The 17,952-nt window shown below is 65.2% G+C and carries 11 protein-coding genes; 2 read left to right on the top strand and 9 right to left on the bottom strand.

Features of this window, described 5'->3' with window-relative positions:
* The first annotated feature begins 109 nt into the window (after nt 1-109).
* Nucleotides 110-349 (top strand): hypothetical protein, encoded by a 240-nt coding sequence (locus Q0R23_RS12740; protein WP_293913576.1) that lies wholly within the window; start codon nt 110-112, stop codon nt 347-349.
* A 29-nt stretch (nt 350-378) separates the two neighbouring features.
* On the opposite strand, the gene Q0R23_RS12745 is transcribed toward Q0R23_RS12740, so the two are convergent.
* The 4 genes from Q0R23_RS12745 to Q0R23_RS12760 all read right to left on the bottom strand — a co-directional run bounded on the left by Q0R23_RS12745 (nt 379) and on the right by Q0R23_RS12760 (nt 10,881).
* A complete protein-coding gene (locus Q0R23_RS12745; protein ID WP_293913577.1) occupies nt 379-762 on the bottom strand; it encodes a hypothetical protein in 384 nt (127 codons plus the stop codon).
* A gap of 193 nt (nt 763-955) precedes the next feature.
* Entirely contained in the window at nt 956-2,317 is a 1,362-nt protein-coding gene (locus Q0R23_RS12750; protein ID WP_293913578.1) for an AbfB domain-containing protein, read from the bottom strand.
* Nucleotides 2,318-2,557: 240 nt separating this feature from the next.
* Nucleotides 2,558-7,237, bottom strand: coding sequence for a DNA-directed RNA polymerase subunit beta' (gene rpoC, locus Q0R23_RS12755; RefSeq protein WP_293913580.1), 4,680 nt, complete (start codon nt 7,235-7,237; stop codon nt 2,558-2,560).
* A gap of 200 nt (nt 7,238-7,437) precedes the next feature.
* Entirely contained in the window at nt 7,438-10,881 is a 3,444-nt protein-coding gene (locus tag Q0R23_RS12760) for a DNA-directed RNA polymerase subunit beta (RefSeq protein WP_293913582.1), read from the bottom strand.
* A gap of 414 nt (nt 10,882-11,295) precedes the next feature.
* Here Q0R23_RS12760 and Q0R23_RS12765 point away from each other — a divergent pair, with 414 nt between their 5' ends.
* Nucleotides 11,296-11,802, top strand: coding sequence for a hypothetical protein (locus Q0R23_RS12765; protein WP_293913584.1), 507 nt, complete (start codon nt 11,296-11,298; stop codon nt 11,800-11,802).
* A gap of 61 nt (nt 11,803-11,863) precedes the next feature.
* Here the strand turns inward: Q0R23_RS12765 and Q0R23_RS12770 are convergent, their stop codons facing one another.
* The 5 genes from Q0R23_RS12770 to Q0R23_RS12790 all read right to left on the bottom strand — a co-directional run bounded on the left by Q0R23_RS12770 (nt 11,864) and on the right by Q0R23_RS12790 (nt 17,686).
* Complete coding sequence (locus Q0R23_RS12770; RefSeq protein WP_293913586.1) at nt 11,864-12,328, bottom strand: disulfide bond formation protein B; 465 nt, start codon at nt 12,326-12,328, stop codon at nt 11,864-11,866.
* 161 nt (nt 12,329-12,489) lie between these two features.
* Nucleotides 12,490-13,194 (bottom strand): thioredoxin domain-containing protein, encoded by a 705-nt coding sequence (locus Q0R23_RS12775; RefSeq protein WP_293913587.1) that lies wholly within the window; start codon nt 13,192-13,194, stop codon nt 12,490-12,492.
* 113 nt (nt 13,195-13,307) lie between these two features.
* Nucleotides 13,308-14,360, bottom strand: a complete 1,053-nt coding sequence (locus Q0R23_RS12780; protein WP_293913588.1) for a protease complex subunit PrcB family protein — start codon at nt 14,358-14,360, stop codon at nt 13,308-13,310.
* A 116-nt stretch (nt 14,361-14,476) separates the two neighbouring features.
* Nucleotides 14,477-15,724 carry an MFS transporter gene (locus Q0R23_RS12785; protein WP_293913589.1) on the bottom strand — a complete coding sequence of 416 codons (1,248 nt, stop codon included), beginning with the start codon at nt 15,722-15,724 and terminating at the stop codon, nt 14,477-14,479.
* Between the two features lie 282 nt (nt 15,725-16,006).
* Nucleotides 16,007-17,686 (bottom strand): DNA repair protein RecN, encoded by a 1,680-nt coding sequence (locus Q0R23_RS12790; protein WP_293913591.1) that lies wholly within the window; start codon nt 17,684-17,686, stop codon nt 16,007-16,009.
* Nucleotides 17,687-17,952 lie beyond the last annotated feature (266 nt).

The following is a 17,952-nucleotide window of genomic DNA, read 5'->3' on the forward strand; positions in this document are numbered from 1 at the left end:
CGTCCCAGCGCCAGCCTGGGCGTCTGGCCTCGCTCTGGGCAGGGGTTCATACCGGTCTGCTCCGCCCAGACAGCACAGGCGTAAGCAGAGCCTATATCTGGCGGTGGCCTTGCTGGTCCTGTCGAGCATCTGGATCGGTGGGGCGGCGCTGCTGGGTAATTCCGGGCAAGTCGGCAGTTTCGTTCAGCGTCTGGGGCCGGTGCTGCTCGCCATTGCCGGTGCGGGCGCTCTGGCCTACGGCGCCGTGCTGCTGAGCATCGAATCGACGTTATCGGCAGTCGGCACCCGCGAGGAGATGCGCTTTCTGGAGCGGCTGGGCGGGCACTACGCGGGGCTGCTAAAGGAGTAAAGAAGGGAGTTTTACATTGAGGATGTAGACTACTTCTTTGATGTGCTTTTGGACCACATGAACCCATCTTTCCAGACAGATATTTCCACTGTTGTGTAAACCATCTGAACTTCACTGGGTTGGTCACTCAGCTCGAAATGATACCGGCTGTCTAGCTGACCTATTTTCTTTATAGCTCCTTCAGTGCTGGTGTTCGACAGGTCGATGTCGTTTTCCATGTCGGGTTGCGTCCTGCCGTCTGGATGTAAAATGATGGCGTCCATGCCATCTAGAAATAGACCGCACTTCTCGATTTGCTCCAGAATCCTCGCTGTTGATTCGATGCTGTAGACCGTCATACCTGGCGAAACCACAACGGCATTGTCGGTGAGCGCTTTTTGCAGCGCTTTAATGTCATTTTCCCGATCAGTCATGTTGTCTCCTGAGAATGAGTTCAACGTATGGTTGAGGTGCCTAAATCCTACCCCATCCATAAAAAGCCCCCACCTAGTCTCAGGGCGGGGGCTTTGGTTTACTGCTCTGCAACGCTGCGTTCAGTCGGGGGCGGGCTGCACCGGGTAGTTGCGTGACTCCGAATCTGGGGCGGCGCCCGGCTCCCTGTTCAGCTCAGGGTGCCCAGGGCGCGGCCAGTGCCCAGCTCGCGTCCTGCTTGAACAGGGCCGAATCGTCGTTTTTGTCCAGCCACACCTGGCCGTCGCGGTGGCGGATGTAGTAACCGGGCACATTGCGCGACACCAGCGAAACGCCCGTGCCCGCCAGGCCCGATTGGGCGCAGAAGGTGGCGTCCTTGCGCATCAAATCGCTGCCGTTGTTGGCGTCGATCCGCAATCGGAAACCGGAGTGGCGCAGGAAGCTGCCGGGGAAGTTGCGCGACTCCAGCGAGTAGCAGGGCGTGCCGTCCAGCGCACCCACGATGCGGAAGGTGGCGTCTTGCTTGGTGGTGACAGTGCTCCCTGCGTCGACGGGCGAGGTGTAGCCTACGCTGCCGGAGTGGCGGATATAGCGCCCGGTCAGTCCGGCATTGGTGACGCCGAACGACTTCCACTCGCCCGCTGGCAGGCCGATGCCCGCACCACCGCTATCGCTGGGTTTTTTGCCGTAGAGCGTCTCGATGGCGTTCAGATCGCCGGGCGAGAAGGTGTTGTAGCGGTCGTTGCCGATAAGCTCAGGTGGGAAACCGTTCTTGGGGACGTAATCCCAGCGCCCGTTCACGAAGTAGTTGCGGTAGTGCATCATCGACTCGAAGTCGTACGGCCCGTTGGGCGTGCCGCCTGTGCCGTAATCGATGGCGTTGCTGGCGCCGTCCGCGTTGACCGTCACCCACTGATCGCGGTCGGTCCGCACCTGTTCATGGTTCAGGCCCAGCGCGTGCCCCATCTCGTGACGGGCCGGGTTGACGCCGCAGTTCGTCCCCAGCGAAAGATCCTGCGCTCCCCCGATCACGCCGATGTACGAGTAACAGCCGCTGCCCGTAATCACCCGGAGATAATTTGCTTCAGTGGTGCGGGGCACGAAGCGCACCACCGTTTTGTTGTCGTAATCGGCTTTGGCGCCCAGAAAGGCGTCGCGGGTGGCCTGGTTGGCACCGGCGTCGAACACGTAGGGAATCACGGCATTGGGCCAGCGACTGCCCAGTGCATTGAAGATGCCCGTGCCCTGCGCCTGCACCGCCGAGCGCGACAAATCGAGCATCGTCTGCTTGTCGGCGGCGATCACCTGCTGCCCAAGGGTTTGACCGATGGCGATGTCGCCGATAAACGCCGTACCGTCTTTGAGGGTGGCCGTTACCAGCCCCCTGTAGCCCAGCAGGTTGACCTGAAAATCCTGGCCCTTCGGGTGCTGGGAGGTGTACAGCGCGTCGTTTACCGTCGCAGCTCCGGTGGGCGTGGAGGTCTGCGGCGCCGGAGAGCTGCACGCCTGCAAGGTGAGGGCCAGGCCCAGAATTGCCGCCAAAGAACCGTATTTCATAGTGCCTCCGAGTTGTGAGAACGTTGCGTCGTGAGAACATGGCGCCAGAATCTGCCCAGATTGTAGCTGGTTTACTTTAGCCCTAAAGATAAACCTAAGACAAATGAGAAAAGTTAATATCTCACCGATTCAGGGACTACTTTTCTGGACGGGGCACATAGTCGTCTCGGAATCGGCGCCGAAAAAGCCCCCGCCCTGAGAATGGGTGGGGGCTTTGGCGTACTACTTTCCTAACTCAGCTCAGTCGGTGGCGGCGGGCTGCACCGGGTAGTTGTACGACTCCGGACGCGGGGCGACGCCCGGCTCCAGGTCCTCGCCGTATTTCTCCAGGGTGCGCTCATCCGCCACCTGCATGTTGCGAACGATGTCCAGGCCCGTGCCTGCCGGAATCAGCTTGCCCAGGATGACGTTCTCCTTGAGGCCGATCAACTCGTCGACCTGGCCCTTCATGCTGGCCTCGGTGAGCACGTGGGTGGTGTGCTGGAACGAGGCCGCGCTCAGCCAGCTCTTGGTGGTCAGGCTGCTCTTGGTGATGCCCAGCAGCACCGGCTTCCAGCTCACGGCGGTCTGCGTCTCGCTCAGGCCGTCGTTGGCGATATCGACTTCCCATCTCTCGACGGTCTGGCCTTCCAGGAACTGGGTGTCGCCGCCGTCGGTGATCTCGACCCACCGGAGCATCTGGCGCACGATCACCTCGATGTGCTTGTCGTGGACCTTCACGCCCTGGCTGCGGTAGACGCGCTGCACCTCTTCCACCAGGTAGCGCTGGGCGGCGTCGGTGTCCTTGTAGAGCAGCAGGTCGTGCGGGTTGATGGCGCCGCGCGTGATCGGCTGCCCGGCGTCGACCCGTTCGCCGTCCTTGACGATCATGCGCATGGCCTTGCCGATCTTGGTGGCCGTTTTGGAGCTGTACTGCTCGTCGTCGGCCTCGATGCGAATCAGGTAGCGCTCCTCCTCTTCCTCGATGCGCAGCACGCCGTCACGGTCAGCGACGACCGCCTGGGTCTTGGGCTTTCTGGCCTCGAACAGCTCGATCACGCGGGGCAGACCCATGGTGATGTCGCCGCCGCCGCCCGCCACGCCGCCGGTGTGGAAGGTGCGCATGGTGAGCTGGGTGCCGGGCTCGCCGATGCTCTCGGCGGCCACCACGCCCACGGCCTCGCCCATGCTGACCGGCTTGGCCTGCGAGAGATCGTAGCCGTAGCACTTCTGGCACACGCCCGCCTTGACCCGGCAGTTCAGCGGGGTGCGGACGTAGATCTCGCCCAGGCCCTTGGCATTCTGGGTGATGAGCTTGACATCCTCCAGGCTGAGCATATGGCCCTCGTGGAGCGTCAGGCCGCCGATCTCGATATCCGCCGTGAGGGTGCGGCCATAGATGCTCATCTCGATCTCGTTCGCCTTGCGGGCACGCCACTCGCCGCTGCGCTCGTCGATAATGCCCAGCATCACGGTGGTGTAATCGCTGGTCGAGCAGTCGATGTCGCGCACCACGACCTCGTGGGCCACGTCGTGCAGCTTGCGGGTCAGGTAACCGGAGTCGGCGGTGCGCAGCGCGGTGTCGGCGCCTCCCTTGCGGGCGCCGTGGGTGCTGATGAAGTATTCGAGCACGGTCAGCCCTTCGCGGAAGCTGGCCTTGATCGGCACCTCGATGGTGCTGCCGTCGGGGCGGGCCATCAGGCCGCGCATGCCCGCGAGCTGGCGAATCTGCTGGGGGTTACCACGGGCGCCCGACTGCGACATGATCCACAGCGGGTTAAACGGGTAGTTGGCCTCGAAGTTCTTGAAGACCTCGTTCTTCACCTCGTCGGTGGTGTCGTTCCACAGCGAGACGACCTGCTTGTAGCGCTCCTCCTCGGTCATGAAGCCGAACTCGAAGTTCTGCTCGATCTCCTTGAGCTTGAGGTCCGCGTCGGCCAGGATGGCGTCCTTGACCGGCGGGATCACGATGTCGTCGATGCCGATGGTGACGCCCGACGTGGTAGACAGCTTGAAGCCGCTGTCCTTGAGCGCGTCGAGCAGCTTGGCGGTGGCCTCCACGCCGAGCTGCTTAAAGCAGGCCATAATCATGTCGCGCAGCGAGTCCTTCTCGTAGGCGGTGTGCAGGTTGGCGAGCTGGTCGATCATGTGGGCCTGGTCGCCCAGCGCCTCCTGCACGATGCGGCGAAACATCACGCGCCCGGCGGAGGTGTCATAGATGGTGCCGTTCAGGCGGATTCGCACGTGGTCCTGGTAGTCGATGCCGCCGCGCTCGACGGCCAGAATCGCCTCGTCGGGGCTGCTGAACACGTACTTGATGAGGCCGGGCGTGATCGCCTCGCCGCGCAGCGTCACCGGGCTGTTGAGGGCCACTTTGCCGCTCTCTAGCGCGTCGAGAACCTCCTGCTCGCCCTCAAAGGCCATGCCCGCGCCCAGGTTGTCCTTGCGGAGCTGGGTCAGCGTGAAGATGCCCAGGATGATGTCGCGGCTGGGTTTGACGTTCGGCTCGCCGTTGGCCGGGCTCAGCAGGTTGTGGGCGCTGAGCATCTGAATGCGGGCCTCGGCCTGGGCCTGGGCGCTCAGCGGGACGTGAATGGCCATCTGGTCGCCGTCGAAGTCGGCGTTGAAGGCCTCGCAGACCAGCGGGTGGAGCTGAATGGACTGACCTTCCACCAGCACCGGCTCGAAGGCCTGGATGCCCAGGCGGTGCAGCGTCGGCGCGCGGTTGAGCAGCACCACCTTATCCTCGATGACTTCTTCCAGCGCGTCCCACACGGAGTCACGGGTGTCGCGGTAGCGCTCCAGCATCTTGCGGGCCTGCTTGATGTTGGTGACCTCACCCTTCTCTTCGAGCACCTTGAACAAAAAGGGCTTGAACAGTTCCAGCGCCATACGTTTGGGCACGCCGCACTGGTGCAGCTTGAGCTGGGGGCCGACCACGATCACGCTGCGTCCGGAGTAGTCCACGCGCTTGCCGAGCAGGTTCTGGCGGAAACGGCCCTGCTTGCCGCCGAGCAGGTCGGTGAGGCTGCGCAGCGCCCGGTCCGAACCGGGGTTGGTGACCGGCGAGCCGCGCCGTCCGTTGTCGATCAGCGCGTCCACGGCCTCCTGAAGCATCCGCTTTTCGTTGCGGATAATCATGTCGGGTGCGCCCTGGCCCATCAGTTTCTTCAGGCGGTTGTTGCGGTTGATCAGGCGGCGGTACAGGTCGTTGAGGTCGCTGGTCGCGAAACGTCCCCCGTCCACCTGCACCATCGGGCGCAGATCGGGCGGCATCACCGGCACGGTGGCCATAATCATCCACGACGGATCGTTGCCGCTGGCCATGAAGGCGCGGGTGACTTCCAGGCGCTTGCGGGCCTTGGCACGCTTGTGGCGGCTGTTGTCCTTCATCATCTCGCCGAGTTCGGCTTCCAGGGTCGGCAGGTCGAGGTCGTCGAGCAGTTCCTTGACCGCCTCGGCGCCCATCTTGGCCTCGAAGTCGTAGGACTCGATCACCCGGACCTGCTTGCGCACCAGGTCGATCTCGATGCGGCCCGAAATCTCGGACTTCAGAGCGCCGGAATCGGCCAGCTCGTCGCCGGGCTCCACGCGGTCGCCGTTGACCACGGTCGGCTCGTCGGTGTAGGTGTAGACCTTGGCCTTGCTCACGATCACGCTGGCGGGCGCGTGTAGGGTGATGACGCCCGCCTCCTCGGCGGTGATCTCCTCGGCCTTGTCGATGGCGCCGACGACTTTCTGACCCTTCTTGACCGGGCTACCGTCGGCGACCAGCACGTGCATGGTCGGGTTGATCGGGTAGACGGCGGTGCGGGTCCAGTGCGCGGTGACCTTGACCTCGCCGCTCTCGGTCTTTTTCTTGCCAGCGGTGACGACCACGCCGCTCAGGCGGCTGTCGCGGCTGACGCGGAGCCGGGCGCCGCTTTCGGCACTCGCCAGCACCGCTCCGGCCTCCACGATCTCGCCGTTGGCGACCTGCACGTCCATGCCGTGCGGGATGTACAGCCGCGCCAGCAGCTCGCCCAGTTCGACGACGACCTCGCTCTCGATCTCGCCCTCGACCTCTTCACCCTCGCTATTCACGCTGGGGGTGCTGGCCAGGGTCGGAATGGTGACGCGCAGGTCCACCATCACCGAATCCTCGCCCAGATCGTGCAGGAAGGCGCTGGCGTCCATCGGGGCCTTGATCTGCACGGCGGCCTCCAGCTCGGCCAGAATTTCACCGGCCCGGAAGCTCTCCTGCTCGACCAGCACGTCACTGGGCACGGCCAGCACGGCCTCGGCGACCTCGGCGTAGGCGATCTCGGCGCGGCGCGGGAAGCGGTACTGGGCCAGGCCGTCGAGCTTGGCGACCACGTTGCCGCCCAGGCCCAGGCTCTGGCCGCGCGTGACGTACTCGCCGTCACGGATGGCCGCCTCGGCGCCGCCCTGGAGGGCGTAGGTTTCCTGACGTCCGTTGCGCAGCTCGCGGTACTCGTCGTCGCTGAGCAGCTCGCCGCGCTTGAGGGGCCGCCCGTCCTTCTGGGCGTTGCGGGCGTCGGTGACCAGGTAGCTGGAAAAGTACAGCACCTTTTCGAGCTGCGCGGCGCTCAGGTCGAGCAGCGTGCCGATCTTGCTGGGCGTGTCCTTGACGTACCAGATGTGCGCGGCAGGCGTCGCCAGGTCGATGTGACCCATCCGGTAGCGCCGGACCTTGCTGGAGGTGACTTCCACCCCGCAGCGCTCGCAGACCTTGCCCTCGTAGCGCTGGCGCTTGTACTTGCCGCAGGCGCACTCGTAGTCCTTGATCGGGCCAAAGATCCGCTCGTCGAACAGGCCCTCACGTTCGGGCTTGAGGGTGCGGTAGTTGATGGTTTCGGGTTTCTCGACCTCGCCGAAGCTCCATTCACGAATTTTCGCGGGGCTGGCGATGGCAATTTTTACCTTGCTGAAATCTTTCATTGAAGCTCCTCTGAATGAGGGTTATAGACCGTTGGGGTTGTGCTGTGAACTGGTGGAGAAAGCATTCGCTGCGCTCACTCACCCCCTCCCAGCCTCCCCCCTCAAGGGGGAGGAGCAAACAGCACAGGGACTTGCTCTTTTTGCTCCCTCCCTCTTCAGGGGGGAGGGTTGGGGAGGGGGTGGTAAGCGCAGCGAACTTCTCAGCGTTTCGGCAGCATGCCTTCAAAAATATCCACGTTCTTGTCGTGGCGGTCGAGCACTTCGACGTCCAGGCCCAGCGAGTGGAGTTCCTTGACGAGCACCTTGAACGATTCGGGAATGGTGCTGCCCGACACTTCCTCGCCCTTGACGATGCTCTGGTAGGCCGCGTCGCGTCCGTCGATGTCATCACTCTTGATGGTCAGCATTTCCTGGAGGGTGTGCGCCGCGCCGTAGGCTTCGAGTGCCCAGACTTCCATCTCACCGAAGCGCTGGCCGCCGAACTGCGCCTTGCCGCCCAGCGGCTGCTGGGTAATCAGGCTGTAAGGACCGGTGCTGCGGGCGTGCAGCTTGTCTTCCACCATGTGGTAGAGCTTCATGACGTACATGGTGCCGACCACGACGGGGCCGCTGATCGGCTCGCCGCTTCTGCCGTCAAACAGGATGCTCTTGCCGGTGCGGGCCAGGCCCATCTGGGCAGGCTCGTAGTCGCCCACCGGCTGCGCAATGACGCCCAGCTTCCCGGCGCGGTCGAGGACTTCCTGCTCGCGCTTGTCGAGTTCAAAGCCGTCGTCCTTGCGCTTCTGGAGCCGCTCGGCAGCCGTGACCTCCAGCATTTCCTTGATGGTGATTTCCGTGACCGAATCGAACACGGGCGTCACGAATTTCTGGCCGGTCAGGCGGGCGACTTCGCCCAGGTGGGTTTCCAGAATCTGGCCCAGGTTCATGCGCGAGGGCACGCCCAGCGGGTTGAACACCAGATCGACGGGGGTGCCGTCTTCGAGGTAGGGCATGTCTTCGGGCGGCAGGATCTTACTGACCACGCCCTTGTTGCCGTGGCGGTTGGCCACCTTATCGCCCACCTGGAGCTGGCGTTTCTGGGCCACGTAGACGCGCACCACTTCGCGCACGCCCGGCTTGAGGTCCACGCCCTCGTCGCCCCGGCGGAAGCGCACGGTCTTGACCACGACGCCGCCCTGGCCGGACTGCACGCGCAGCGAGGTGTCTTTGACTTCTCTGGCCTTCTCGCCGAAGATCGAACGCAGCAGCCGCTCTTCGGGGGTCGGCTCGGACTCGCCTTTGAAGCTGGTCTTGCCAACGAGGATATCGCCGGGCTTGACCTCGGCGCCCACGCGCACGATGCCGTCCTCGTCGAGGTCGCGCAGGGCGGCCTCACTCAGACCAGGAATGTCGCGGGTGATCTTCTCCGGCCCCAGCTTGGTGTCGCGGGCCTCAACTTCATCCTTCTCGATATGGACCGAGGTGTAGAAGTCCTTGCGGACCAGGCCCTCGCTGATGCAGATGGCGTCCTCGAAGTTGAAGCCGTCGAAGGGCATGATGGCGATGGTGATGTTCTGGCCCAGCGCCAGGCGGCCCAAATCGGAGGCGGGACCGTCGGCGATGACCTGCCCGGCCACGACGCGGTCACCGAAGGCGACAATCGGGTGCTGGTCGAGGTTGGTGCCCTGGTTGGAGCGGGTGAAGCGCACCAGCTCGAAGGTCCGGACGTTGCCCTTGACGTAGCCGATGTCCGGCGCGTCCTCGGTCAGCGTCACCTGGATGTTGCGGGCGTCCACGTAGGTCACGGTGCCGGTGGCGTCGGTGACGACCGAGGTGCCCGAATCGGTGATGACGCGCTCCTCGACACCCGTGCCCACGGCGGGCGACTCGGCGCGGATCAGCGGCACGGCCTGCGACTGCATGTTCGACCCCATCAGGGCGCGGTTGGCGTCGTCGTGCTCCAGAAAGGGAATCAGCGAGGTGTTGATGCTGACGATCTGCTTGGGCGAGACGTCCATGTACTGCACGTCGGCGTGCTCGTAGAAGCTGGGATCGCCCGCCTTGCGCGATAGCACCCGCTCCTCGGCGAAGGTGCCGTCGGCGTTGAGCCTGGTGTTGGCCTGGGCGATGGCGTAGCGGTCCTCGATGTCGGCGGTCATGTACTGCACGTCGTCGGTGACGCGGCCCCCCACCACCAGACGGTACGGCGCCTCGATGAAGCCCAGCGGATTGACCTTGGCGTAGCTCGACAGGCTGGAGATCAGGCCGATGTTGGCGCCTTCCGGCGTTTCAATCGGGCAGATGCGCCCGTAGTGGGTGCGGTGAACGTCGCGGACATCGAATCCGGCGCGTTCACGGGTCAGCCCGCCCGGCCCCAGCGCGGAGATGCGGCGCTTGTGGCGCAGGTCCGAGAGCGGGTTGGTCTGGTCCTTGAACTGGGAAAGCTGGCTGCGCCCGAAGAACTCGCGCATGGCCGCCACGATGGGCCGGTTGTTGACCAGCTTGGTGGGGGTGGCTGCGTCGGGGTTGCCCAGGATCATGCGCTCGCGCACGCCGCGCGCCATGCGCCCTAAGCCCACGCGGAGCTGGTCGGCCAGCAGTTCGCCCACGGTGCGCACCCGGCGGTTGCCCAGGTGGTCGATGTCGTCCTCGCCCACCGGCACGCTCAGGGCCACACCGTCGGCGTCGGCGCCCACGGTCAGGGTCTTGTGGCCGTTGGTCAGCGCCATCAGGTAGCGGATGGTGTCGATCAGGCCCGCGTCGGAGAACTTGCCGTCCACGAAGTTCAGCAGGGTCCGGTCTGTGCGGGTGGTGCCGAGCTTGGTGTTCATTTTAAAGCGGCCCGGCTCGCCCAGGTCGTAGCGCTTGGGATCGGCCAGCAGCCCGTAGAGGTACTGGGTGGCCTTGTCACGCTTGGGCGGGTCGCCGGGGCGCAGCACCGTGAACAAGCGCAGCAGGGCCTCGTCGGCGCCCATGCCAGCGGTCTTGTCTTCGGGCAGCTCCAGATTGGTCTCGAACTCGGTAAAGAGGGTTCTCAGGCTGGCGTCGTCGTAGCCGAGCACGCGCAGCAGCATGGCCACCGGGAACTTGCGCTTGTTGACCTTCATCTCCAGGATGCCGCCCGCGAATTCCAGCTCGATCCAGGGACCGCGCTTGGGCATCGGGATGATGGCCGCCGTGTAGTACTTCTTGATACCCTTGTAACTGGCCGTGAAGTACACGCCGGGGCTGCGGTGAATCTGCGAGATGACCACGCGGTCCGCGCCGTTGATGACGAAGCTGCCGTCCCCGGTCATCAGCGGCAGGTCGCCCAGGAACACCTGGTCCTCTTTAATCAGGCCGCTGTCTTTGTGAATCAGTTGCAGTTTGGCGTAGAGGGGTGCCTGGTAAGTCAGGTCTTTTTCGCGGCACTCTTCGGGCGAGTACACCGGGTCGCCCAGGCGGTATTCCAGGTAGTCGAGCACCAGGCCAGTGCTGCGGCCCTTCTCGGTCTCGTCGATGGGGAATACTTCGCGAAAGGCGCCCTGCAACCCGGCGTTGTCGCGGGAGGCGGGGGCCTTGCCTTCCTGCAAGAAGGTGCTGAATGAATTGACCTGAATCTCGGTCAGGTCGGGCAACTTGATGACTTCCAGAATCTCGCCGAACCGTTCGATCTGTGGCTTCATGCCTACCTCGCGTATGAATGGTGCGTTTCGTGGAGTGCGCGTCTGGGACGAGGATGTTCGTACACGAATGCGTCCTGCAAGAATGAAGGTGCTCAACTATCAGCCAGGCTGGCGGGCCGCGCCGTGACGGTCCCCGGTAACACTCAATGTGCCTACACGGCGCACGGGAGACAGGGCCGTTGCCCTCTCTCCGGAAAAATGTGGTGCCTCAGTTGTGGAGTGCGGGCGTTGTCAAGCGCCTCCCCGCCTGGCCCATCATGGCCAGCGAAGTCTGAGTATAGGTCGGTGGGGCGAGAGTTGTCAATGTGCGGGTGACAGGGTGACAGGTTTTAAGGGCGGGTTTAGCAGTGGGTGCAGTGTTGACAGTCGTTAGGCGTGATCGGCCCACCCCTCCAATTTCCTAAGGTGCCCATCATGCCCCGCTTCATGAAGACGTTGCCGCTGCTCTGGTGCCTGAGTGCCGGAGCACTGGCCCAGTCGCCGCTCACTCAGACGCCGCCCACTCAGACGCCGCCCACCGAACTCCCACCTGAGCGCTTCGGCGTGCAGCTCGGCGGCATTCCACCGTTTCTCATGTCGGCTGGCGGCTACGCCCGGCTGGCCCAGTTCGGAGACAGCCAGCTCGAAGGGCGACTGCTCGCCAGTTACGCGGGTGTTCCGACCTTCGGCGGGGGCGTCGGGGCCGAGGGCGACGTGCTGCTCAGCTACCGTTTTTCCAACGGCTGGCGCGTCTACGGCGGCCCGGCGTTGGTCGTCGCCAATGTCACCACCGACAGGCCCACCACCTACCCCGGCGTTGGCGCACTCGTCGGCCTGCGCGGGGGCCTGGGCCTGAGACCGTTCGGCGAAGTGGGCGTCGTGACTTTCTTGGGCGGCATCAGCGGCCCGTTCGCCCGCATCGGACTCACCTACAACTTCTAGCCACAACTTCTAGCCAAAAAAGCCGAAGCACGCGGCTCCGGCTCCCCAATACCATCCAATCTCAGCTCGCCGGAACCTCGCTCATGACCAGGCGCGGCGCCCGTTTCCAGCTCAGCAGGGCGAAGATCAATGTGAAGGCCAGCATGCTCAGCATGGGAATGGTCACGACGTTGCTGACGGCCTGGCCGCTGCCGGTGCCCAGCCAGGGCCATTTGGCGTCGCAGCCGGTGCCGATGGGGCCGACGCTGCACGCTTTGAGGCTCTGCACCACGCCCCAGACTTCCAGGTTCTGATACAGCGCAATGCTCCAGCCGATGCCTGCCAGGGCCAGGGCGTAGGCCCGAATACCCAGATCGGCGCGGAAGGCCGCCACGCCCAGCAGCACGGCCAGCGGGTACATGCAGATGCGCTGATACCAGCACAGCACGCAGGGCACGAACGCCTTGATCTCCGAGAAGTACAGGCTGCCCAGCGTGGCCACCAGGGCGAAGACCCAGGCGAGGTACAGACGGTTATCGCGGCTCATACGGTCATTTTACGGCGTCTCATGTGGCGACCTTCTTACTGGTTCCTGCTCGGCAGCGTGACTTGGTAGCGGCGCTTACCCATCATTCCTAATCTGGTCATTCCTGGTCTGGTCATTCCTGATCTGGCGCCTGACGTGGCAGCAGTGGTTAGCAGCAGTGGTTATTTGACAGCGGCAACGGCGTCAATCGCCTTGCCCACCTCGGCGGCGCTGAAGTTGGCGACCAGCACGCCGTTGACATACACGCTCGGCGTTCCGTTGACGCCCGCGTTTTCGCCCTGCTTCTCGTCGGCGTCCACACGGGCCTTGGTGGTGCCCGCGTCCAGGCATTGACCCAGCTTGGCCGCGTCCACGCCCTCGACGCTGCCCGCCAGTTCGACCAGCTTGTCACGGCTGGCCCAGATCTCGCTTTCACTGCCCTGGGCGCGGAACAGGATGGTGGACATGTTCTCGTAGCCCGCGTTGCCGGTCTGGTCGTAGGCGCACTCGGCAGCCTGGGCGGCCAACTGCGAATCGTCGGTGGCGAGACCGGCTTTCTGGGCCAGGAACGGAAAAGCCAGGTTATACATCTTGGCCTTGCCGGTGGCAAAGTACTTTTCCTGCAACACCGGCACCACCGTGTCCTGAAAATTTTTGCAGTTGGGGCACTTGAAATCCTCGAACACCACCAGCGTCACCGGGGCGTCTTCCTTGCCCACAAAGGGCTGACCGGCCAGGTTGAAGGTGTTGGTTTTGGTGGCGGCGGCGCCGCTGGCGGTCTGGTTGCGCGTCACGGCCCAGACGGTCAGGCCGATCAGCACGGCGGCGATCAGCGTGCCGAGGATCAGGTACACGCGGCTGTTGTTGTTGCCCTGGAGTCTGGTCATATACCTGCTCAGTCTAAAGGTTCAGGGCACAAAAATGCCCCGCCGCCCATGAGAGGGCTCAGGCGGGGCCGTTCGTTTGGCCCATACGTACTGACCATACGTGCTGACCCTCCCTACTGACCAATGGTCTGGCCGAACTGGTCGCGCACGCTCACGCTGGTGAACTGACCGCGCACCGCCAGGATGGTCCAGGGACTGGTCAGCGACTGGGTGGTGATGGTGCCCGCCCCCGGCGCCCGGACCGTCACGGTGACGATGAGCTGCGTGCCCGCCGCCTGCACCGATTTCACGCTGACGCCGTAGCCTCCGGTAGGACGGCTGCCCAGGAAGATGCCCACCGCCGTCTGGTTGACGATCAGCGGCGCGGGAGGCGCCGGGGTCTGGTTGGCGTAGGCACTGGTCCACAGCGCCTGGAGGCTGGCCTGGTTGCTGGCCAGCGTGACCTGCGGGCTGCCCACGCTGGCGTTCGAGCCGCTGGCGACCTCGCGGAACCCCAGATCGGTGCCCTGCACGCTGCCTCCTGACGACACGGTGGTGTTGCTGGTGCGCGTGACCACCGACAGCGGCTGGATGTACAGCCCGGTGCGCAGCGTCTGGGCGGGCGCGGGCGTCACTCTCAGCGGGGCGTCGGGCAGGCTGCCTTCCGGCAACACGGTGACGACCAACGTGCCCTGGGTGGCCAGGCTGCGGCTGAGCACGGCGGCCTCGGCGGGGGTCAGGTTGCCGCCGCTCAGGCCCGGCACCGGCTGGGCGCTGGCCTGCACCTGGGCGCCCGCCGCCAGGGCGCCGCTGAGGGTGTACCAGTTGCCGCCCGTCATCAGGAAGGTGGCCGAGAGGTCGCGGACAGCGCCGATAGAGTAGCTGCCGCTGCTCTGCACCACGCTGGCCAGCGGCAACAGGCTGCTGCTGCCGGTGCTTTTGAACACCGCCTTGCCGCCCAGGCTCAGGCTGCCCTCGGTGGCGAAGGGGCTGGCGATCTGGGGGCGCACTTCCAGCGTCTGACCCTCGATGCCGAGGCTGCCCCTGGCGCTGCCGGAGCCGCCGTAGACCCAGGCCAGGCGGTCCTGGGACGAGCCGTAAAACGAGACCTCGTGCACGCTGAGGTTCCCTGGCCCCTGCGTGGCACATCCAGCCAGCAGCGCGGCTCCCAGGAGCGAGGTGCTCATAAAGCCAACCAACCCGGATTTCTTCATGGTGCCCAGCTTACGGTGATCGGCTGACCCGCGACTGAACTCGGATGAAGAGGGCCTTTAGGGATGGGGGTGGGGAGTGAAGCACGCGTTCAGTCGCCTGCTGCTGCCAGGCCACTTTCCTGTTGTTCCTCGGCGACCCGGAGCGCCCGGCGGTCCAGTACGGCGCTCTCCAGCAGCCAGTATAGGGCGGCGGCGAGTCCGGCCAGGGCGGCGTACATTAGCCACAGGGCGGTGTTGCCCGCGCTGCTCAGCACCCAGCCGCCCAGCAGCGGGCCGGTGAAGGTGCCCAGGCCGCTCATGGAGCCCATCAGCCCGATGTAGCGCCCGCGCACCTCGCGCCGCCCCAGCTCGGCCACCACACTCTTGCCGATGCTGTAACTGACGATCTCGCCCAGCGTCCAGATGCCGATGGCCAGCAGATGTACGCCCAGACTGTGTGCAAAGCCGTGCAGCGCGAAGCCGAGGCCCAGCAGCAGGGCGCCTACCGCCTGGGCACGGGGCCGGTTGCCGCGCCCTACCCAGTGACCCAGTGGCAGCCCCAGCACGACCACCAGCACGCCATTGAGCGCCAGCGCCTGCCCGTACTGCACCGGGCTGTAACCCTGGGCGGCGAAGACCAGCGCCAGCAACCGGTAGCTCTGGTAGGTGGTGGCAAACAGCAGCGCGGCCAGCATCATGCTCCATAACAGCGGGTCGCGGGGCAGACGGCTGGGGGTCCGGGGTGTCGGCCCGGCCAGCCTGACCCGGCGCGGCAGCCGAAAACGCCAGGCGATCAGGGCGCCGTAGACGGCCATCGTCGCGGCGTCGAGCATGAACAGCAGGCGGTATGAGACAGCCGCCAGCACGCCGCCGAGCAGCGGAGCCAGCGAGGCGCCCACATTGATGGCCCAGTACAGCAGGTTATACGCCTGGGCACGCAGCGGGCCGCTGGTCAGTTCGGCCACCGCCGTGCTGGCTGCGGGTTTATACAGCGAACTCAGCAGCGAGAAACTCAGCACGCCTGCCACAGTCCACAGGTAAGTGCCAGCGTTTCCCAGTGCCAGCAGGGCCAGGGCGCCGCCGAAGAGGGCCAGCAGCATGGTCAAGCGCGGCCCACGGGCGTCGGTGAGCGCCCCGCCCAGCGGCTCGGCGAAAAAGCGCCCCACGCCCAGCACGCTCAGCACCAGCGTCACCTGCGTGACCGTAAATCCGCGCTGGCTGAGGTAGAAGCCCAGCAGCGGCACCACGAACTCGCCGGAGCGGTTAATGAGCGTGCCGGTCCACAGCACCCAGAAGCCGCCCGGAAAACGGCGGTAGACCCCGGTCAGCAGGGCAGTGGGGCGGCGCCAGGTGGACATCACCTGAATCGTAGGCCCAGATGCACCGGGGCGGCCTTAACCGGCTGGGGGACAGTGGGAACGCGAGGTGAATTGGCGGTGGGATTTATTCGCAACAGCTTGAAGCGGCAACTTGAAGATGCAACTTGAAGATGCAGCTCATCTGTTTTGCGGCGATGTTACGGAAAGAGTGGAGGCGATATCGTTCTGAGTGCCGGAAAGTGATGACTTCGTTGGATCCTTCGCCATGCCCAGGATGACAAATGTGGGGGAAATGGACGCTCGACAATCGCTTGCTACGCCTTACTTCGCGCTTGCCACCTTCGCCGCTCGTTTCTCAAGCTGCTTCTCGACCCGTTTCTCCATCGGCCTCTCCAGCAGCTCGCGGGCGTGGCTCAGCGCCGCCTCCGAGGTGTTGCCGCTGAGCATCCGGGCGATTTCTTCGAGGCGTTCCTGGCCGCCCAGCAGCCGGACGTGGCTGACGGTGCGGCCTGCCTCCAGGCCCTTTTCGACCTTGAAATGCCAGTCGGCGCGGGCGGCGATCTGCGCCAGGTGGGTCACGACCAGCACCTGACGGGTGGCGGCCAGGTGCGCGAGCTGATCGGCCACGGCCCTGGCCGCGCTGCCGCCGATGCCCGCGTCCACCTCGTCGAACACGACGCTGGGCGTGCTGGCGCCGAGCACGGTGCTGATGGCCAGCATCACCCGCGACAGCTCGCCGCCCGAAGCCGTCTGCTCCAGATCGCCCAGCGCCTCGCCGGGGTTGGCGCTGAATTTGATGCCCACCTCGTCCAGGCCGTGCGGGCCGGGCACGTCCAGGGGCCGCAACTGGAATTCCAGCCGGGCGTGCGGCATGCCCAGCTCGCGGATGACCCGCAGCAGGTCGGCTTGCAGTGGCCCAGCCGCCGCCGTGCGGGCGGAGCGCAGCTTAAGGGCGATCTGCCGGGCTTCTTCGCGCAGGCCCGTCACCTCGCCCTCCAGCGTTCCGGCGGCGTGTTCGTCGCTTTCCAGGGCGGCCAGTTCAGCTTCGGCGGCGGCGTGAAATTCAAGCACCTCACCCAGATTGGGGCCGTACTTACCCTGCAACTTGCCGATCAGGCTCAGGCGGGCTTCCACGTTGGCCAGGGCTTCGGGGTCGGCGGCGCGGTTTTCGGCCACGTCGCGCAGCTCGCCCGATACCGCCCGCAGGCTGTCGAGCGCCGCGCTCAGTTCCATCTGAAGCTGGGCGCTGGCCTCGTCGTAGCGGGCCGGAAGGTTCAGCGAACGCAGCGCCTCGGCGACCAGTCCGGCGGCGCTGACGTCGCCCTCACTGAGCAGCTCCAGCGCCCCGGCGGCCCCGGCGGCGATGGACTCGACGTTGGACAGCCGGGTCAGCTCGGCCCGCAGCGGCTCTTCCTCGCCTTCTTTCAGGGCGGCCTCGCTCAGTTCTTTCACCTGAAACCGCAGCAGGTCGAGCTGCCGTGCCCGCTCGCGCTCGCTGGCGTTGAGGCGCTCCAATCGGGCGGCGGCACCTTGCCAGTGGCGGTAGGCGGCGGCGTAGGCGCTCAGCGCGTCGGGCAGCAGGCCGTCGAGCAGGCCGCGCTGGTTGGCGGCGCTCAGCAGGCTCTGGGCGCTGTGCTGCCAGTGGATGGTCAGCCGGGTCTGCGAGACCTCGGCCAGTTCGCGCAGGGCCACCACCTCGCCCTCCACGCGGGCGCTGCTGCGGCCCGCACTGGTCAGGCGCCGCGACACCACGTCCTCGCCCCAGAAGCCGGTCACCAGCAGGTCGGTTTCTCCGCTGCGAATCAGGTCGGTGTTGCTTCTGGCGCCCAGCAGCAGCCCCAGCGCGTCCACGATGATGCTCTTGCCCGCGCCGGTCTCGCCGGTAAACGCCGAGAAGCCGCCGCGCAACTCCAGTTCCAGCGCCTCGATGGTGGCCAGGTTACGGACTTCCAGCCGGGTCAGGTGAGCCGGGGGCGTAGGTGTTGCGGAGCGGGAGGGCACGCCCGGCAGTTTAGCGCAGCGCGTCGGCAGCACGGTGACGTGGGGCACGGCGGGAGTCGGGAGTGGGGTTGACAGATCGGGTAGGACAGTGCATATTGAAAAACGATAATATTGATAAGCAATAAATGCGGAAGTCAATTCACCGCCTGGCCTCCGAGGTCGGGACCACCCAGGACGCGCCCGCAGCAGGCGCAAGGAGCATTCATGTCTGAACCTGTGCCGGAACAGTGGGATGAGAAGCAGCGCCTCAGTGAAACTAAGCGGGT

Source organism: Deinococcus sp. (assembly GCF_025362455.1).
Classification (GTDB): domain Bacteria; phylum Deinococcota; class Deinococci; order Deinococcales; family Deinococcaceae; genus Deinococcus.

What these genes read in the sequence shown, in the direction of transcription:
- Q0R23_RS12745 (WP_293913577.1), bottom strand. Translation starts at nt 762, where the DNA reads ATGACTGATCGGGAAAATGACATTAAAGCGCTGCAAAAAGCGCTCACC.
- Q0R23_RS12750 (WP_293913578.1), bottom strand. Translation starts at nt 2,317, where the DNA reads ATGAAATACGGTTCTTTGGCGGCAATTCTGGGCCTGGCCCTCACCTTG.
- rpoC (WP_293913580.1), bottom strand. Translation starts at nt 7,237, where the DNA reads ATGAAAGATTTCAGCAAGGTAAAAATTGCCATCGCCAGCCCCGCGAAA.
- Q0R23_RS12760 (WP_293913582.1), bottom strand. Translation starts at nt 10,881, where the DNA reads ATGAAGCCACAGATCGAACGGTTCGGCGAGATTCTGGAAGTCATCAAG.
- Q0R23_RS12765 (WP_293913584.1), top strand. Translation starts at nt 11,296, where the DNA reads ATGCCCCGCTTCATGAAGACGTTGCCGCTGCTCTGGTGCCTGAGTGCC.
- Q0R23_RS12770 (WP_293913586.1), bottom strand. Translation starts at nt 12,328, where the DNA reads ATGAGCCGCGATAACCGTCTGTACCTCGCCTGGGTCTTCGCCCTGGTG.
- Q0R23_RS12775 (WP_293913587.1), bottom strand. Translation starts at nt 13,194, where the DNA reads ATGACCAGACTCCAGGGCAACAACAACAGCCGCGTGTACCTGATCCTC.
- Q0R23_RS12780 (WP_293913588.1), bottom strand. Translation starts at nt 14,360, where the DNA reads ATGAGCACCTCGCTCCTGGGAGCCGCGCTGCTGGCTGGATGTGCCACG.
- Q0R23_RS12785 (WP_293913589.1), bottom strand. Translation starts at nt 15,724, where the DNA reads ATGTCCACCTGGCGCCGCCCCACTGCCCTGCTGACCGGGGTCTACCGC.